This window comes from Bacillus sp. PS217 (assembly GCF_037963535.1).
Classification (GTDB): domain Bacteria; phylum Bacillota; class Bacilli; order Bacillales; family Bacillaceae; genus Bacillus; species Bacillus subtilis.
Genome location: NZ_CP150157.1, coordinates 3,397,264 through 3,413,408 on the forward strand (window position 1 = coordinate 3,397,264; position 16,145 = coordinate 3,413,408).

Below are 16,145 nucleotides of genomic sequence, written 5' to 3' on the forward strand. Positions count from 1 at the left end.
TGAATTCTCTCCGACAATTTATTTGTTTTTGAGACGCATGACGCGCATAGCGTTTGCCACAGCGAGCAGTGTAACACCGACATCTGAGAAAACCGCTTCCCACATGGTTGCAATTCCAAATGCTCCAAGAATGAGAAAGATCGCTTTCACACCTAAAGCAAAGCCGATGTTTTGCCACACGATTCGCCGTGTCCGTTTCGCAATCCGAATCGCTTCTGCTATTTTTGACGGCTGATCTGTCATCAGCACGATGTCTGCGGCTTCTACCGCGGCGTCTGACCCAAGGCCTCCCATCGCGATCCCTATATCTGCGCGTGCAAGCACCGGCGTATCATTGATGCCGTCACCGACAAAAATGAGTTTTTCACTAGGCAAAAGCTTAGCTTCTAATGCTTCGACCTGCGCGACTTTATCTTGCGGCAGCAGCTCTGCATATACCTCACCAATCCCAAGCTGTTTTCCGACGGCTTCTCCCGTTTGTTTCGAATCACCCGTCAGCATAGCTGTCTGTTTGATCCCAAGCGACTTCAGATCAGCAACCGCCTGTGCTGCGTCTTCCTTTACTTCATCCGCTATGATGATTGCTCCGGCATAGTGTTGATCAACAGCAACGTGTACGATTGTTCCAGCATTTTCATCCGGGACATCCTCAATTTGTTCTCTTTCCATGAGCTTTTTATTCCCGGCAAGGATCTCAGTTCCATTTACCTTTGCAAAAATGCCGTGGCCGGGGATTTCTTCGTATGACTCTATCTCATCGGAGGAAAGCATTTTCCCGTAAGCTTTACGCACAGATTCAGCAATCGGATGCTGTGAATGAAGCTCAGCGTATGCCGCCGCTTCAAGTAATCTATCCTTTGTAAAACCTTCCGCAGGTTTGATTTCTGTCACTTCAAAGCTGCCTTTTGTTAGTGTTCCCGTTTTATCAAACACCGCGTATTTGACTTGATTCAAGGCTTCTAAATAATTGCTTCCCTTTACAAGCACTCCGGCCTTTGAGGCCGCTCCGATTCCGCCGAAGAAACCGAGCGGAATAGAGACAACAAGCGCACAAGGACAAGAAATCACTAAAAAGATAAGCGCGCGGTACACCCAATCGGAAAGCGCGGCGCCAGAAAGAACAAGCGGCGGAACAAAGGCCAGCAATACCGCAATGATCACAACAGCAGGTGTATAATACTTGGCAAACTTCGTGATAAAGTTTTCTGTCCGGGCTTTACGGCTGCTCGCATTCTGAACCAAGTCTAATATTTTTGATACTGCTGATTCCTGATAGCCCTTTGTGACTTCAATATGCAGAACGCCGTTTTGATTGATAAAGCCTGACATTACATCTTGTCCTTCCGCAGCTTTTCTCGGAACGGACTCACCTGTCAACGCAGATGTATCAACCATCGCTGACCCTTGCACGACCTTACCGTCCAAGGGTATGCTTTCTCCCGGATTAACCACAATGATGTCTCCTGTCTGAACGTCCTCCGGGGAAACCTGTTCGATGCCGTTCTTTGTTTTGAGATTGGCGTAATCAGGCCGTATGTCCATTAACGCACTAATTGATTTTCTGGAACGGCTGACCGCGGCTCCTTGAAAAAGCTCACCGATTTGATAAAACAGCATTACGGCGACCCCCTCAGGGTATTGCTGAATCAGAAAAGCGCCGATTGTGGCAAGAGCCATTAAGAAATGCTCATCAAACACCTGACCGCGGATGATGTTTTTGACTGCGCGGATGACAATGTCACCGCCGATGATCAAATAAGCACCGAGGAAAAGGAAAAATTCAATGGTTCCCGAATGAACCAAATATGCCGCTGCGCCGAGAATGACAGCCGCCGCCATTCTGATCAGCATATTGACCATTCGATTACGATAGCCATCATCAGCTGATTTCTTTTTATGCTTTTGGCGAACCGTTACATGCGGATCAATTGATTTCACTTTTTTCTCTACTTTATTCGTGACCCATTGCTCTTCTTTCCCATCGGCTGAGACAGTTAAGGTGCTTGCCGCAAAATTTACCGCGCATCCGTCAATGCCTTTTATGCCTTTGACTCCATTTTCGATTTTTCGGGCACAATTGCTGCAATCCAAACCGTCCAGAACGTATTCCTGTTTCACTAGTCTCACCTTACCTTCCGATTTAGGGTTCCCTTTTCAAAGCGTATCAATGAGTATTCTATTTACTTTACATATATGAGCATATACTCATATATAAGTTACACCTATTATATGTTGTTTTCCAAGAAAGTGTCAATGAAAAACAAAAACCGGCATATAGCCGGTTTTTCATTTTACTTTTTGCAGGCGAAGAGCATTCAGAACAACGGAAACGGAGCTGAATGCCATTGCTGCTCCTGCTATCCACGGTGCTAAAAATCCAAGTGCTGCGATTGGGATGCCGAGGCTGTTATAGCCAAGCGCCCAGAATAAGTTTTGTTTAATGTTTTTCATTGTCAATCTGCTCATGCGGATTGCGTCTGCAATGCTGTTTAGATCGCCGCGAATCAGTGTAATGTCTGCTGTTTCCATGGCAATGTCCGTGCCAGTTCCAATCGCCATGCCGATGTCAGCTGTGGCAAGCGCCGGCGCATCGTTAATTCCGTCGCCTACCATTGCTGTCTGGCGGCCTTCTTTTTGCAAGCGGGCGATTTCCGCCGCTTTTTGTTCAGGAAGGACTTCCGCAATGATATTCGCAATTCCCGCTTCCTTCGCAATGGCTTCTGCGGTTCTGCGATTGTCTCCTGTCATCATGATGACATCAAGGCCCAACTCTTTCAGACGGGCAACAGCCTTCCGCGACGTATCCTTAATCGTATCTGCAACTGCTACTAGCCCCGCTGCTTCTCCATCAATGGATACAAGCATAACTGTTTTCCCTTCGGCCTCTAGCTCTTCCATTTGGGCGAGAAGAGCCCCATGCTCAACCTGTTCGCTCTCCATTAATTTTCTTGTGCCGACGAGAATGCTTTTTCCTCCCGCTTCAGCCAAAATGCCTGCGCCGACTTTTGCTTCAAAGCGGGTAAGTTTCGGTATCTCAAGCCCTTTATCTTTCACGCCAGCAATAATCGCTTCGCCAAGCGGATGCTCTGATCCCGTTTCCGCTGCCGCTGCAAATTGAAGCAAATCTTTTTCTTCAAAACGGCCGAATGGAATGGCATCTGTCAGACGCGGCTTCCCGTTTGTCACGGTTCCGGTTTTATCAAGAACAATTGTATCGAGACGATGTGTTTTTTCTAAATGCTCGCCGCCTTTAAATAAAATCCCGAATTCAGCAGCGCGTCCGGATCCAGCCATTATGCTTGTCGGAGTGGCAAGACCGAGGGCGCAAGGACAGGCAATGACAAGAACCGCAATGAACTTGCTGATCGCTTCAGCAAAATCGCCAGGAGCCGCCCAAAGGTACCAAATGAGAAAAGTGAGAACGGCAATCCCCAATACAATGGGCACAAAAATGCCTGAAATCTGGTCAGCGAGACGCTGGATCGGCGCTTTTGACCCTTGTGCTTCCTCAACAATTTTGATGATATGAGAAAGCGCAGTATCCTTTCCGACGTTGACAGCTTTAATTTTCAGAAAGCCGTTTGCGTTAACGGTTGAACCTGTCACGCTGTCACCAGGATTTTTGTCAACAGGAAGACTTTCTCCTGTAATCATCGATTCGTCAACCGCTGAGCGGCCTTCAATCACTTCTCCGTCGACAGGAATTCGTTCGCCAGGTTTGACGTAAACAATGTCATTAACAAGCACTTCATCGATCGGGATGATTTGCTCCTGTCCGTCTCTTACAACAGTCGCTGTTTTCGCTTGAAGCTTCATCAGCTTTTTAATCGCATCCGAGGAACGGCCTTTTGCTTTTGTTTCAAACAACTTGCCTAATAAAATCAGCGTCAGCAAAATCGCGCTTGTTTCATAGTAAAGGCCGTCTGTATGCCCGTGAGAGCCAAGGCTTTGAAAAGTAAGATAAAGACTATAAGCGTAAGCAGCCGTCGTACCGAGGGCGACCAATACATCCATATTGGCGCTTTTATTTCTGAGCGCCTTATAAGCACCCACATAAAACGGCCAGCCGATCAGAAATTGGACTGGTGTCGCCAGCGCAAATTGCATCCACGGATTGAGAAATATATCCGGTACCCAAATGAATGATGTAAATGTAAAATGGCTCACCATCGCCCAAAGCAATGGAAACGACAGGACAGCTGAAAAAATCAGTCTCGCCGTTTGCTTCCGTTCTTCTTTCTTTTTAGCAGCAGCAGCCTCACTGTCCTGTTCACCCTTCAACTTTAGCTTATATCCAAGCTTATCTACCGCTTCTTTCAAATCGCCGACAGACGCTTCTTTTGGATTGTATTCGACCGTAACTGTTTCTAATGCGAAGTTTACTGGTGCATTTGCGACGCCTTCTATTTTGTTAAGCCGTTTTTCAATCCGATTGGCGCAAGCCGCACAGGTCATGCCTTCAATATCGAATTCAGCTTTTTCTGTAACAACGTGATAGCCCAGCTTTTCTATTTTTTCTTGAATCGCTGCAGTCCCTGTTTCAGCAGGATCGTAGATTACATTTGATGTTTCCGTTGCCAGATTAACATTGGCATCCGTGACACCGGGCATCCGCTTCAGGCCTTTTTCAATTCTGGCAGCACATGCCGCACAGGTCATACCAGAGACCTGCATCGCGATTTCCTTTTGTTCACTCAACATACTCACTCCTTTATATACGCCTGGGGGGTATATAAAAATGAAAGAAATATCGCGCCTCCCTAAAGGCGCGATACCTTGAATCACTTGGCTACGTCATAGCCCTGATCTTCTATCGCATCCGCAATATCTTTGACTGATACTTTGTCAGCATCAAACGAAACATCGACTTTACCCGCTTCCAGATTGACATGAACGGCACTGACGCCGTCCAGTTCTCCTACGCTTGTTTCTACTGCTTTGACGCAGTGCTGACAAGACATTCCTTCAACTTGCAATGTTTTTTGTTCCATATTAATTCCTCCTGTTTATTCTTTGTATTTTTATCCTACCATACCCCCGTAGGGTATTACAATAAAAAAACGCTTTATGATTTTGTGAACTTTTTAAATACGTCCAAAAGCTCAGAAATGGCCTGTTCCCCGTCTCCGCTTTTGATGGCATCTGCTACACAATGATGGGCATGATCCTCAAGCAAATGAAGCGCCACATTTTTCATTGCCGCCTGAACAGCTGAAATTTGCACAAGAATATCTACACAATATCTGTCGTTTTCCACCATGTTTTGAATGCCTCTGACCTGGCCCTCAATCCGCTTAAGCCGGTTTGTAATCTGATCCTTTTCTTTCGAGCTTTTATGGTTTAATGTTTTATGTTCGTTATGCTTTTCCATGCGTACACCTCTGTTTAATGATATTAATTCCCATTATACTGATTGTCCAAACGGTTGTCTAAGCATGCCGACGCAAAAAATGAATCAGTTAGGTTTTACCATTTGATCAGGAGGGTATATACTTCTGTTGATAACGCTTTTAAAGGGGAGAAGAAAAGTGGATGCGATCAAGGTTGGAATATTAGGATACGGATTGTCCGGTTCTGTTTTTCACGGGCCGCTGCTGGATGTTCTGGATGAATATCAAATCAGCAAAATCATGACATCTCGGACAGAAGAAGTGAAACGGGATTTTCCAGATGCTGAGGTTGTACATGAGCTTGAGGAAATCACAAATGACCCTGCCATTGAGCTTGTCATTGTCACCACCCCGAGCGGCCTTCATTACGAGCATGCTATGGCATGCATACAGGCCGGAAAACATGTTGTGATGGAAAAACCAATGACAGCAACGGCCGAAGAGGGGGAAACATTAAAAAGGGCTGCCGATGAAAAAGGCGTATTATTAAGCGTATATCATAACCGACGCTGGGATAACGATTTTTTAACAATTAAAAAACTGATCTCTGAAGGATCCCTTGAAGATATCAATACATATCAAGTTTCCTATGACCGCTACAGACCTGAAGTTCAAGCGCGGTGGCGGGAAAAAGAAGGCACTGCCACTGGTACGCTGTATGATCTCGGCTCCCACATCATAGACCAAACCCTGCATTTGTTTGGGATGCCTAAAGCCGTGACTGCAAACGTGATGGCCCAGCGGGAAAATGCCGAAACGGTTGACTATTTTCATTTAACCCTGGATTATGGCAAGCTTCAAGCCATTCTATACGGAGGATCAATCGTTCCGGCAAACGGACCTCGTTATCAAATCCATGGAAAAGATTCCAGCTTTATCAAATATGGAATTGACGGACAGGAAGACGCACTCAGAGCGGGAAGAAAACCAGAGGATGACAGCTGGGGTGCGGATGTTCCGGAGTTTTACGGAAAGCTTACAACCATTCGTGGCTCCGACAAAAAAACAGAAACGATTCCATCAGTAAATGGCTCCTACCTTACTTATTACCGTAAAATAGCGGAAAGCATACGAGAAGGTGCTGCGCTGCCAGTCACTGCTGAGGAAGGTATTAATGTCATCCGCATCATTGAAGCCGCGATGGAAAGCAGTAAAGAGAAACGAACCATTATGCTGGAGCACTAAAACAAAAGCCTCCCCAAATAAGGGGAGGCTTTTTCATTAGAATGTTTTTCCTGCTTCTTTCGCACGCGCAATCGCGTCTTCTTTGATTTGCTGTGCTTTATCAGGCTCCGCATTATGTCCCTCTACGAAAATGCCATCGAATGATGGTACGCCGAAGAAGTTCATCATGATGCCGATGTAGCGGTGCCCCATTTCCATCTCAGCCGCAGGGCCTTCTGAATAGTAGCCGCCGCGCGCTTGGATATGAATTGCTTTTTTATCAGTTAACAAGCCGACAGGACCTTGTTCTGTGTATTTGAATGATTTTCCTGCAACAGCAACAGAATCGAGATACGCTTTCATCACTGGCGGGAATGAGAAGTTCCATAAAGGAGTAACAAATACGTACTTATCAGCTGATGCAAATTGATCGCTAAGCTCTCCCAAACGGCCTACTTTCGCTTTTTCGCTTTCAGAAAGCTCTTCAAAGCCTGTACCTGACTGAAGCTTTCCCCATCCGCTGAATACATCTGCGTCAATATGCGGGATGTTTTCTTTGTACAAATCGATATGTACAACTTCATCATTTGGATTCGCTTCTTTGTAAGATTCGATAAATGCTTTACCTGTTGCCATACTGTACGAAGTTGCTTCGTCATGCGGATGAGCAGTGATATATAATACTTTTGCCATTTTTACCAGCCCTTTCGTTTTTAAAAATCACACATCAATTATTATCATACAGATGCATAATGATTATTCTGTCTCTCTTAGACTTTATTATAAAGACAAAGAAATTTACTTTCAAGTAAAATATCTCGAATTAAAGATTATTTAACTTTCCCAAACAGCTTACTTTTCAAAAGCTGTTCTCAAGCCGGAATACAGCGCGGACAGTTCTTTACTGATTCGAGGATAATGAGGGACATGCGGCACTTGAATATCCGCAGGCATCCTTTTCACTATAAAGGATTGCTCAGCCTTTTCAAAAAACGCCCCCAGCTGGTTGATCTCTTCATCAGAAAACGGAGCAGGCGGACGGCGGTGAGCTTGGGCCGAAAGCAAATAGTACCCTAAGTGCTGAGCACCGGAAATGGCAGGCCAGAGCGCATCCGCATTCGCGTGAGGAAACTCGCCAAGCGCCTTGTCATACGCATCCCGAAGCCTGACAAGACTCACCCTTAACTTGTGTTCGTCGGCAATTTGCCCGGTTAACAGTTTCTCCACAAACTGCCCTTCCAGCCGGATGACATTCCGCACAAGTTCTGGCAGCCGCTTGGTTGAAAACCGCCGCCACAAAAGCATTGTTCCCAACAGCCCGATCACGCTGCCGACAGCTACATCAGTCAGCCTCGCTATCATAAAATAACCGGCACCCGCGCCGCCATGCATACTTTCTGTGATAACAAGCGCATTTGCGGTTAAAAAGGGAACAGCCAGCGCATAATTGCGGACGATCAGCATCTCAAGAAGACATTGCAGCGCTGCAATACATAACGCAAGATAAACACCGCCCGGCTTAAAAAACAAGATTGCGCCTGCCAGCATAACACCGATCACCGTTCCGGCCGAACGCTGAATAGCCCTGTGAAGCGTAAAAACAACAGTAGTGCCAAGCATGACCGCTGCTGCCGAAAGCGGAATCCAATAGGAGCGTGCAAAGCCGAATGCGAGGGCAAACATATCGGCGGCAAACAGAACAATTCCGTACTTTAACGCTCTAATCAAAACTGGAGACTTCCAGTCAAAAGCATTTCTCAAAAAGTAAAAAGAGGATGGCAGGCGGCTTGGTTCCCCGTCAAGCTGCTTATCAAAACGTCCTGAAGCGATATGCAAAACCTCATTGATTTCTTCAAACAGCTTCCGCCTAGGCTCAGATTCGTTCTCATTAATCTGAAACGTACCGGAAACCCTTGCATGCGCAAGCATATCTCCGGTTTGGCGAAGAGCCTTTTCAATCTGCGCGGTCTCTCTGTCCGGCGTTTCAGCTGAAAAATGAATAATGGCAATGAATATGTCGTCAGCTTTTTCAAGCAGGCGGAAAAACCGTTCATCATGCCGCGATTTTTTCCGTTTATTCCCTTTCCCAAGAACCGTTTGTCGGGCTGTTCTAAGCATGAGCACCGTCTGATGCTGTGCGTTATGAAAACCTGGCGTTCCGACGGCTGAAAGACATGCAGCCAGCTGATGATATGTTTTTTGCAGCACCGCTCCCTCCGGTCCATGTTTGTTCCATAACCAGCCGATTAAAGCGATACCCATGGCGAAAATGCCGCCGAGAAACGTCAGTCCCGCTCTGAACAGCGCTTGTGAAGGATCGGCCGGCAGCCCGGAACTGACTAAAAAGGCAAGGACAAAAAACATCGGCGCAGGGCCTTGAATGCCGAGCGCGCTAAAAATAAACATCGCCGCTGCACCGATCAGCCCCAAAACAGCCGCCATCATCCAAAGCGTCCCGGACAAAAGCGTCCCTAAACCAAATGAGAGGGCGATCCCAATAGAAACCAAGAGCAGCTTCAAGGCGCGCTTTTTGTACGATTCACCGCCCGCATATAAATAAACAAAGCCTCCGATACTTGCAATTAATCCGTAATCCGTGTGACCTGCCAATGCACCGACCAGCACAGGAAACCCTGAAGCGAAACCTGATCCGATAGCCTTTTTCCAAGGAAATGGATTTGCATGAATGCGAAAGGCATCCTTCACGATAGGCATGATTCTTTGATTGTTCGCAGCAGTTTTGTTCATTTGACAAAATCCTTTTCAATGAATGTGTAGAACTTTTCCCGTTTCTTCGCTTTAGTATGCCCAAAAACGCGGTTAGCTTCTCAATTGGTGTGCCCGATAAAAAAACAGAGACTTATACCGTCTCTGCTTGCATGACATCAGTTTATTATAAAAGCGGCACCTGTCAGGACTGTTTTGTCCTTCTGCCTTCCTTCAAGAGCAGGTGAATAAAAAATAAAGGATAAATCAATAGATACCCATTAAACAGCCACCACACAAGATCAAAGTCACTGCTGAATGTCCAGAATGATAGCGCCTGCAGACCTGAACAACAGGTCAGCACAAGAGAAATCAGCGCCATCAGCTTCCAGTCAGCTCGATTCACCCGCTGTAGGTACAAGCTGTACAACCCTGTGACAGAAATCAGGATATCCAGCGGAAAAAAAGACCAGTTCCAAGCAATCATAAACGGATGGTCATGATGTTTAAAAGCCCAGCTTTCCGGTATGAGCGAAAACCCGGCTGACAGCCAGTACAAGATAAAACCGATATCAGTCACGAGAAAAAACAGCTTCATATATCTCATTTGTACTGCCCGCTTTTATGTACCGGCTCAGACACCGCAGCATGCTCGATCAGGTTTAAAGACACAACACCGGCAATAATCAAACCAATTGAAATGACTTTCATGACACTCACATGTTCTTGAAAAAACAAAAAACCAATGACTGTAATCAGGACGATTCCCATCCCTGACCATACAGCATAAGCAACAGATACATCTATTGATTTTAGCGTAAGCGTCAGAAAGAAAAGACTCCCTCCATAAAAGAAAATCAACAGCAAACTGGGAATAAGCTTTGTAAAACCAGACGATAGCTTCATGCTGACCGTTCCCGCAACCTCAAACAAAATCGCCAAGCATAGAAACACCCAATTCACGTGGCATCAGCCTCCTCATCAGCTGTTATACCGTTAAACAAAACATCTACAATTGATTCAAGCACCTCTCCTGTCGTGAACTGATGTTTCAGTGGATATTCAGGGTCATACACTTGGTTGATGCTCCCTATATACATGTGAACAAACAGGTCCGGATTGATGTTTCTGATTCTCTTTTGCTGTTTGCACTCGTTTAATAATGCTAGGACAATGGCCCATTCTGCCTTAATAAACGTGTCTAATGTAAGCCACGCATCGTAATGGTATTTCTTTAGTTCATTTAATAATCCCATGTTCAGCAGTTCCATCCCCTGTGGAAGGCTGATCAGCATTTTTTTCACCTTTTCAAGCACATTTAAACTTTCATTTTCATAGATGTCTCTTTCTATTTGCTTCATTTCAGCTATAAATTGTTCGACAACCGCCTCAACAAGCTGATCTTTAGATGAATAATATGCATAGAGCGTCCGCTTGCTCGTTCCCAGCGCTGCCGCCAAATCATTCATCGTAAATGAAAATCCTTTCTGCTTAATCAGCCGGATGGTTTCCGCCATAATTCTTTTTTCCACATTAATCCCCCGCTTTCGGTACCAAGAAAACTATTTAGGTACCAATATTATACGGCAGAAATTTATGGAAATCAACAATATATAAAAAACCTCTCCTGTTGGGAGAGGTTTAAAAGACACTGCGGACCAAACCGCCGTCCGCCCGAAGTGCCGCACCATTGATCGCAGAGGAAAGCGGGCTGCTTAAAAATGTAACGAAGTGGGCGATTTCTTCCGGACGGATCAGTCTTTGAATAATAGATGTCGGCCGGTTTTCTTTCATAAAACGTGCCTCAGCTTCTTGAACAGTCAGGTTTTCACCAGGATACAGCGAGTTCAGCATGGTTTCCACACCCTCTGTTAAGGTAGAGCCCGGCATGACGGTGTTGACTGTGACATTCGTGCCGGTTGCCAGCTCCGCCAAACTGCGGGAAATGGACAGCTGCATCGTTTTTGTCGCACTGTAATGCGCCATTTCCTGTGACGGCATAATCGCCGCTTCACTGGCAATGAAAATCACACGCCCTTCCTTTTTCTCTATCATGTTATGCAAATACCTGCGTGTCAGCCTTACACCGCTCATAATATTCACTTCAAAAAAACGAAACCATTCATCGTCGGGAATATCAAAGTACTCCGCCGGTTCAAAAATCCCTAAATTGTTGACCAAAATATCAACCTCTGGATATGCCTGAAACAGCTCATTGCAGCCTTCTTCTGTTCCCAAATCAAATGCAGCCGGATAAAGAACCGCTTCAGCATGTTGTGTTTTCAGTTCATCTATCGTCTGATTCACTTTCTCTTCCCGGCGTCCGTTAATGATCACTGCCGCACCTTCTTCAGCTAACGAAGAGGCAATAGCTTTTCCGATCCCAGATGTCGAACCGGTCACCAGTGCGGTTTTTCCTTGTAAATTCAGCTTCATTATTCATCCCTCCGTTTTTGATTCCTCTTATTTATTGACAGAAATCTGATTGGTGAAACATCTGCTCTGCAATCAGTATGAAACAGCTGGGATTGAAATGGAAGTACGCACTTTTTGGTGCCTGTGGTTTGGAGAATAAATAAAGCAGAACCTCTTGAGAGGTTCTGCTTTATTGTCAGTATGTATGGAGACGGTGGGAGTCGAACCCACGTCCAGAAACATCGATTACTTAAGCGTCTACGAGCGTAGCCTGCATATTTATGGTTTCACTCATCTTCTTGCCTGCGGGCGGGCCTTCCGAGAGCTAGTCTGTTCATCTCTTCTTACGTTCTCAGACAGGAACGCAAGCGTAGCCTACTTGGATGTGCTCTTCACAGACACATAGGCAATGTCAGGAAGAGCTCGCTGCGCTTATTAGGCAGCTAATGCTACGTTTTGGTTAAAACTGTTAGTTTTGCCAGTTATATTTAAGTGCGTGTTTACGAGATCGCCTCTCGGCTCGCAGCTCAAGCTCGATCCATCCCTGTCGAATCCGTAACGTCCCCTTGGTATAAGGGAAATACGGGAGAAAATATCAAGCTCTCACTCAAACTGGCTATAGTCTTATTATAACATGATCACGGCTCTTTTCAATTGTCAAATCCTTCAAATGAATGGCGTCGTGATCTGATCGTGAACACAGTATAGCACAGGCCTGATTTTCGAATCAAGCACTATGCGCCTTTAGAAGCCTTTTTGACTGTCTCTGAACGCTCTTTCGATTTCCCGCTTCGCGTCCTTGCGCTTCAGATCTTCCCGTTTGTCATAGTTCTTCTTCCCTTTTCCAAGGCCTAGAAGCACTTTGGCAAAGCCGTTTTTTAAATACAGCTTCAGCGGAACGAGAGAATAGCCTTTTTCCTTTGTTAACCCGATCAGCTTATTAATCTCCTTGCGGTGCATTAACAGCTTTCTTGTCCGGAGCGGATCGTGGTTATAGCGGTTTCCCTGCTCATATGGGCTGACGTGCATATTGTGGAGAAACACTTCTCCCCGTTCGATTTTGGCGAAGGAATCTTTAAGGTTTACGCGGCCGGCGCGAATCGATTTGATTTCGGTTCCTTGCAGAACGATGCCTGTTTCATAGGTTTCTTCTATAAAATAATCGTGGTTGGCTTTCTTATTTTGAGATAATACTTTTCCTGACCCTTTTGGCATGCCAGAACCTCCTCTCTCTAAGGAAAAACTGTCCACCTTTTGCGATACGCTCTATTTTACCAAATGTCACGTACCGCTACAATGAAAAGCTGTTTCCGAAAGAAAGCAAATAGAGCGCTGCGGCCCTATTTGCTGGTTGAGCTGCTATTTCTTCTTTTTCCGTTTCTGTTTCGGAGCATTCTGGAAGCCGCGTTTTTTCTTTTTCTTCTTCGGCTTAGTGAACCACTCCCCTTTTTCCTCAGACGGAGCTGGAGAAACAGGTGTATTGGTGCTTTGAACACGTTTTCTGGCAGGCTTTCCGCGTTTTCTGCTCCGGCTGCTGTCCAATTCTCTCGGACGCCGCGGAGTGCCCTTCATGCCGACAATTTCAAAGTCGATATTGCGCTCATCTTTATTGACATCGACAACCTTGACTGTGATTTCATCCCCGATGCGGAAGACGTTGCCTGTCCGCTCGCCAATCATTGCGAAATGCTGTTCGTCAAAGCGGTAGTAGTCATCTGTCATAAAGCTGACATGGACGAGTCCTTCAATTGTATTCGGCAGCTCGACGAACATTCCGAAGTTTGTCACAGAGCTGATCATGCCGTCAAACTCTTCACCGATTTTATCAAGCATGTATTCCGCTTTTTTCAGATCATCCGTCTCACGCTCGGCGTCAACTGCACGGCGCTCCATTGATGATGTATGTTCGGCGATATCCGGCAGGCGTTCAGCCCACTTTTCCTGTGTCGCTTCATCGACTTTGCCGTTGATCAAATACGTTCGGATCAGACGGTGAACGATTAAGTCCGGGTAACGGCGGATCGGCGATGTGAAATGCGTATAGAATTCCGTTGACAGACCGAAGTGCCCCAAGCTTTGCGGGTCGTATTTCGCCTGTTTCATCGAACGGAGCATAACAGTAGATATAACCGTTTCCTCTGGTCTGTCACGCACAGCGTCCAGAATGCTTTGCAGCGCGCGCGGATGAATATTCCCCGCCGTTCCTTTCACCACATAGCCAAATGTCGTCACAAATTCTAAAAACTTTTGCAACTTTTCAGCATTCGGCTCTTCGTGAATCCGGTATATAAACGGGACGTTCATCCAATGGAAATGCTCTGCCACTGTTTCGTTTGCCACAAGCATAAATTCTTCAATCAGCTTCTCGGCGACAGAGCGTTCTCTGATAACAACGTCTTTAACCGCTCCTTCGTCATTAACAAGCACCTTTGCTTCTTTGAAATCAAAGTCAACGGCGCCGCGGTCCATCCGCTTATCGCGAAGAATTTGAGCCAGGCGCTCCATGTCTTTGAACATCGGAACAAGAGGCTCGTATTTTTGCTTCAGCTCTTCATCATCATCAACAAGAATTTTATTCACATCTGAATATGTCATTCTTTCCGTTGTTTTGATGACACTTTGGAAGATCTCGTGCTCTGTCACCTGTCCCTGACTGTTAATTGTCATTTCACAAGAAAGCGTCAGGCGGTCAACCTTTGGATTTAAGGAGCAGATGCCGTTTGACAATCTGTGCGGAATCATCGGGATGACACGGTCAACCAGATACACACTTGTCCCTCTTTCAAGCGCTTCTTTGTCAATCGGCGAGTTTTCGGTTACGTAATGGCTGACATCAGCTATGTGAACGCCAAGCTTGTAGCTTCCATCATCAAGTTTCGTCACGGTAACTGCATCATCCAAATCCTTCGCATCCGCACCATCAATGGTGACAATCACCTGGTCACGGAGATCACGGCGGTCTTTCAGATCTTTTTCATCAATCGTGTCAGGCGTACTTGATGCCTGTTCCATCGCGTCAGCTGGAAATTCTCCCGGCAGGCCGTGCTTATGAATGACCGATAAAATATCAATGCCTGGGTCGTTTTTGTGGCCGAGAATGGTTTCAACCTCACCCTCTGCGTTCATGCGGCCTTCAGGATAGCTCGTCAGCTTGACAACAACCTTATGCCCTTCCGCAGCTCCATTTTTCCCATTTTTCGGAATGAAGATGTCACTCGTGATTTTTTTGTCGTCCGGAATGACAAAGCCGAAGTTTCTCGTTTCTGTATACGTGCCGACAACCCGCTGAATCGCTCTTTCTAAAATCCGTATGACGGTTCCTTCCTGCCTGGAGCCGCTTGACTGTGAATTTAGACGCACCATGACGATATCGCCGTTCATTGCCGTATTTAGCTCATTAGGCGGAATAAACACATCACTTAACGACGTATCCTCAGGCAGCAAAAAGGCGAATCCTTTCGCATGGGCTGAAATCTTTCCTTTTATTAAGTTCATCTTCTCCGGAATGCCGTAGCGGTCGCTTCTCGTCCGTACGATAAGCCCTTTTTCTTCCAAGGCGACTAACGCTTTGACGAGCTCTTTAAACTCCTCGGCTTCCGTAATATTTAACATCTCCTCAAGTTCCTGAACGGTTAGAGGTTTGTACGCCTCTTCCTTCATAAACGAGAGAAGCTTTTCCATAAATGCTTCTTTTTCCATTATCCGACCTCCTGTTGATTACCAATCGAGCTTCTCTAAAAATTCATACACATCCTGATGGACGAGGTCACGTTCTTTGTCGAGTGTAATGACATGCCCTGATTCCTCGTACCATTTCAGCTGTTTATCATCAGTTTCCACTTCGTTGTAAATAATATTGGCGCTTTCGGTATTAATCATGTGGTCATGACGGGCCTGCACCACAAATGTCGGTGAATAAATCATATCGACATTATTCCGCACATCAGCAATTAAGTCTTGCAGCGCCTTGAGGGTATTCATCGGCGTTTTTTCGAATTCTTTCATTTCCTCTTCAATTTGCTCCGGGCTTTTCCCCTCAAACTTTTTGTAATTGCGAGCGTATGAAAGAACGCCTTGATACATGACCTCTTCACTCTTAATATGCATGGGTGCGCACATTGGGACAATTCCCTTTATGGGTACAGTGTAACCCAATTTCAGCGAAAAAACCCCGCCAAGCGACAGTCCGCAGGCAGCAATGCTCTCATAGCCTTCAGATTTTAAGTATTCATAGCCATCCATTACGTTTTTCCACCAGTCTTCGGGCCCCGTATGTACAAGTTCTTCAGGCGGGACGCCATGTCCTTCATATTGAGGCGCGTGGCACGTATAGCCGCGTTCATTCAAATATCGTCCCAGCATCCTTACATCCGCTGTATTGCCTGTAAAGCCGTGCAGCAAAAGCACCGCTTTGTCTCCGCCTTTAAATGTAAATGGTTTTGGTGTCACAACTTTCATGTTCATGTCTCC

14 protein-coding genes and 1 other RNA gene are annotated in these 16,145 nt (G+C 45.9%); 1 reads left to right on the plus strand and 14 read right to left on the minus strand.

Features of this window, described 5'->3' with window-relative positions; all coding sequences use genetic code 11:
• Positions 1-18 precede the first annotated feature (18 nt).
• The 4 genes from NSQ83_RS17705 to csoR all read right to left on the minus strand — a co-directional run bounded on the left by NSQ83_RS17705 (position 19) and on the right by csoR (position 5,371).
• Positions 19-2,127: a heavy metal translocating P-type ATPase gene (locus NSQ83_RS17705; protein WP_119899758.1), complete on the minus strand. Its 2,109-nt coding sequence runs from the start codon at positions 2,125-2,127 to the stop codon at positions 19-21.
• Positions 2,128-2,286: 159 nt separating this feature from the next.
• On the minus strand, positions 2,287-4,698 hold the full coding sequence (gene copA / locus NSQ83_RS17710; RefSeq protein WP_160221813.1) for a copper-exporting P-type ATPase CopA: 2,412 nt from the start codon (positions 4,696-4,698) through the stop codon (positions 2,287-2,289).
• Between the two features lie 83 nt (positions 4,699-4,781).
• Positions 4,782-4,991 (minus strand): copper chaperone CopZ, encoded by a 210-nt coding sequence (copZ, locus tag NSQ83_RS17715; protein WP_003244260.1) that lies wholly within the window; start codon positions 4,989-4,991, stop codon positions 4,782-4,784.
• 74 nt (positions 4,992-5,065) lie between these two features.
• A complete protein-coding gene (csoR, locus tag NSQ83_RS17720) occupies positions 5,066-5,371 on the minus strand; it encodes a copper-sensing transcriptional repressor CsoR (protein ID WP_003228404.1) in 306 nt (101 codons plus the stop codon).
• 127 nt (positions 5,372-5,498) lie between these two features.
• On the opposite strand from csoR, the gene iolW reads away from it, so the two are divergent.
• Positions 5,499-6,575 (plus strand): scyllo-inositol 2-dehydrogenase, encoded by a 1,077-nt coding sequence (gene iolW, locus NSQ83_RS17725; protein ID WP_160221814.1) that lies wholly within the window; start codon positions 5,499-5,501, stop codon positions 6,573-6,575.
• A gap of 36 nt (positions 6,576-6,611) precedes the next feature.
• Here iolW and azoRB read toward each other — a convergent pair whose 3' ends face one another.
• The 10 genes from azoRB to NSQ83_RS17775 form a co-directional block, all read right to left on the minus strand.
• The gene (azoRB, locus tag NSQ83_RS17730; protein ID WP_003243587.1) at positions 6,612-7,247 is read right to left on the minus strand and encodes an FMN-dependent NADH-azoreductase AzoRB; all 636 of its coding nucleotides are present in this window, start codon (positions 7,245-7,247) and stop codon (positions 6,612-6,614) included.
• Positions 7,248-7,406: 159 nt separating this feature from the next.
• Positions 7,407-9,302 carry an FUSC family protein gene (locus NSQ83_RS17735; RefSeq protein ID WP_339238718.1) on the minus strand — a complete coding sequence of 632 codons (1,896 nt, stop codon included), beginning with the start codon at positions 9,300-9,302 and terminating at the stop codon, positions 7,407-7,409.
• Between the two features lie 163 nt (positions 9,303-9,465).
• On the minus strand, positions 9,466-9,867 hold the full coding sequence (locus NSQ83_RS17740; RefSeq protein ID WP_003242541.1) for a YvaD family protein: 402 nt from the start codon (positions 9,865-9,867) through the stop codon (positions 9,466-9,468).
• Entirely contained in the window at positions 9,864-10,223 is a 360-nt protein-coding gene (locus NSQ83_RS17745; protein WP_038427910.1) for a multidrug efflux SMR transporter, read from the minus strand. Before NSQ83_RS17745 ends, NSQ83_RS17740 begins: the two co-directional genes overlap by 4 nt.
• On the minus strand, positions 10,220-10,792 hold the full coding sequence (locus NSQ83_RS17750) for a TetR/AcrR family transcriptional regulator (protein ID WP_003228390.1): 573 nt from the start codon (positions 10,790-10,792) through the stop codon (positions 10,220-10,222). Before NSQ83_RS17750 ends, NSQ83_RS17745 begins: the two co-directional genes overlap by 4 nt.
• A 109-nt stretch (positions 10,793-10,901) precedes the next feature.
• Positions 10,902-11,696 (minus strand): SDR family oxidoreductase, encoded by a 795-nt coding sequence (locus tag NSQ83_RS17755; RefSeq protein ID WP_003228388.1) that lies wholly within the window; start codon positions 11,694-11,696, stop codon positions 10,902-10,904.
• Between the two features lie 182 nt (positions 11,697-11,878).
• Positions 11,879-12,241: a transfer-messenger RNA gene (gene ssrA, locus NSQ83_RS17760) on the minus strand.
• A 178-nt stretch (positions 12,242-12,419) separates the two neighbouring features.
• Positions 12,420-12,890 carry an SsrA-binding protein gene (gene smpB, locus NSQ83_RS17765; protein WP_003220025.1) on the minus strand — a complete coding sequence of 157 codons (471 nt, stop codon included), beginning with the start codon at positions 12,888-12,890 and terminating at the stop codon, positions 12,420-12,422.
• Between the two features lie 144 nt (positions 12,891-13,034).
• Complete coding sequence (gene rnr / locus NSQ83_RS17770; RefSeq protein WP_198878504.1) at positions 13,035-15,374, minus strand: ribonuclease R; 2,340 nt, start codon at positions 15,372-15,374, stop codon at positions 13,035-13,037.
• A gap of 18 nt (positions 15,375-15,392) precedes the next feature.
• On the minus strand, positions 15,393-16,133 hold the full coding sequence (locus tag NSQ83_RS17775) for a carboxylesterase (RefSeq protein WP_003242610.1): 741 nt from the start codon (positions 16,131-16,133) through the stop codon (positions 15,393-15,395).
• Positions 16,134-16,145 lie beyond the last annotated feature (12 nt).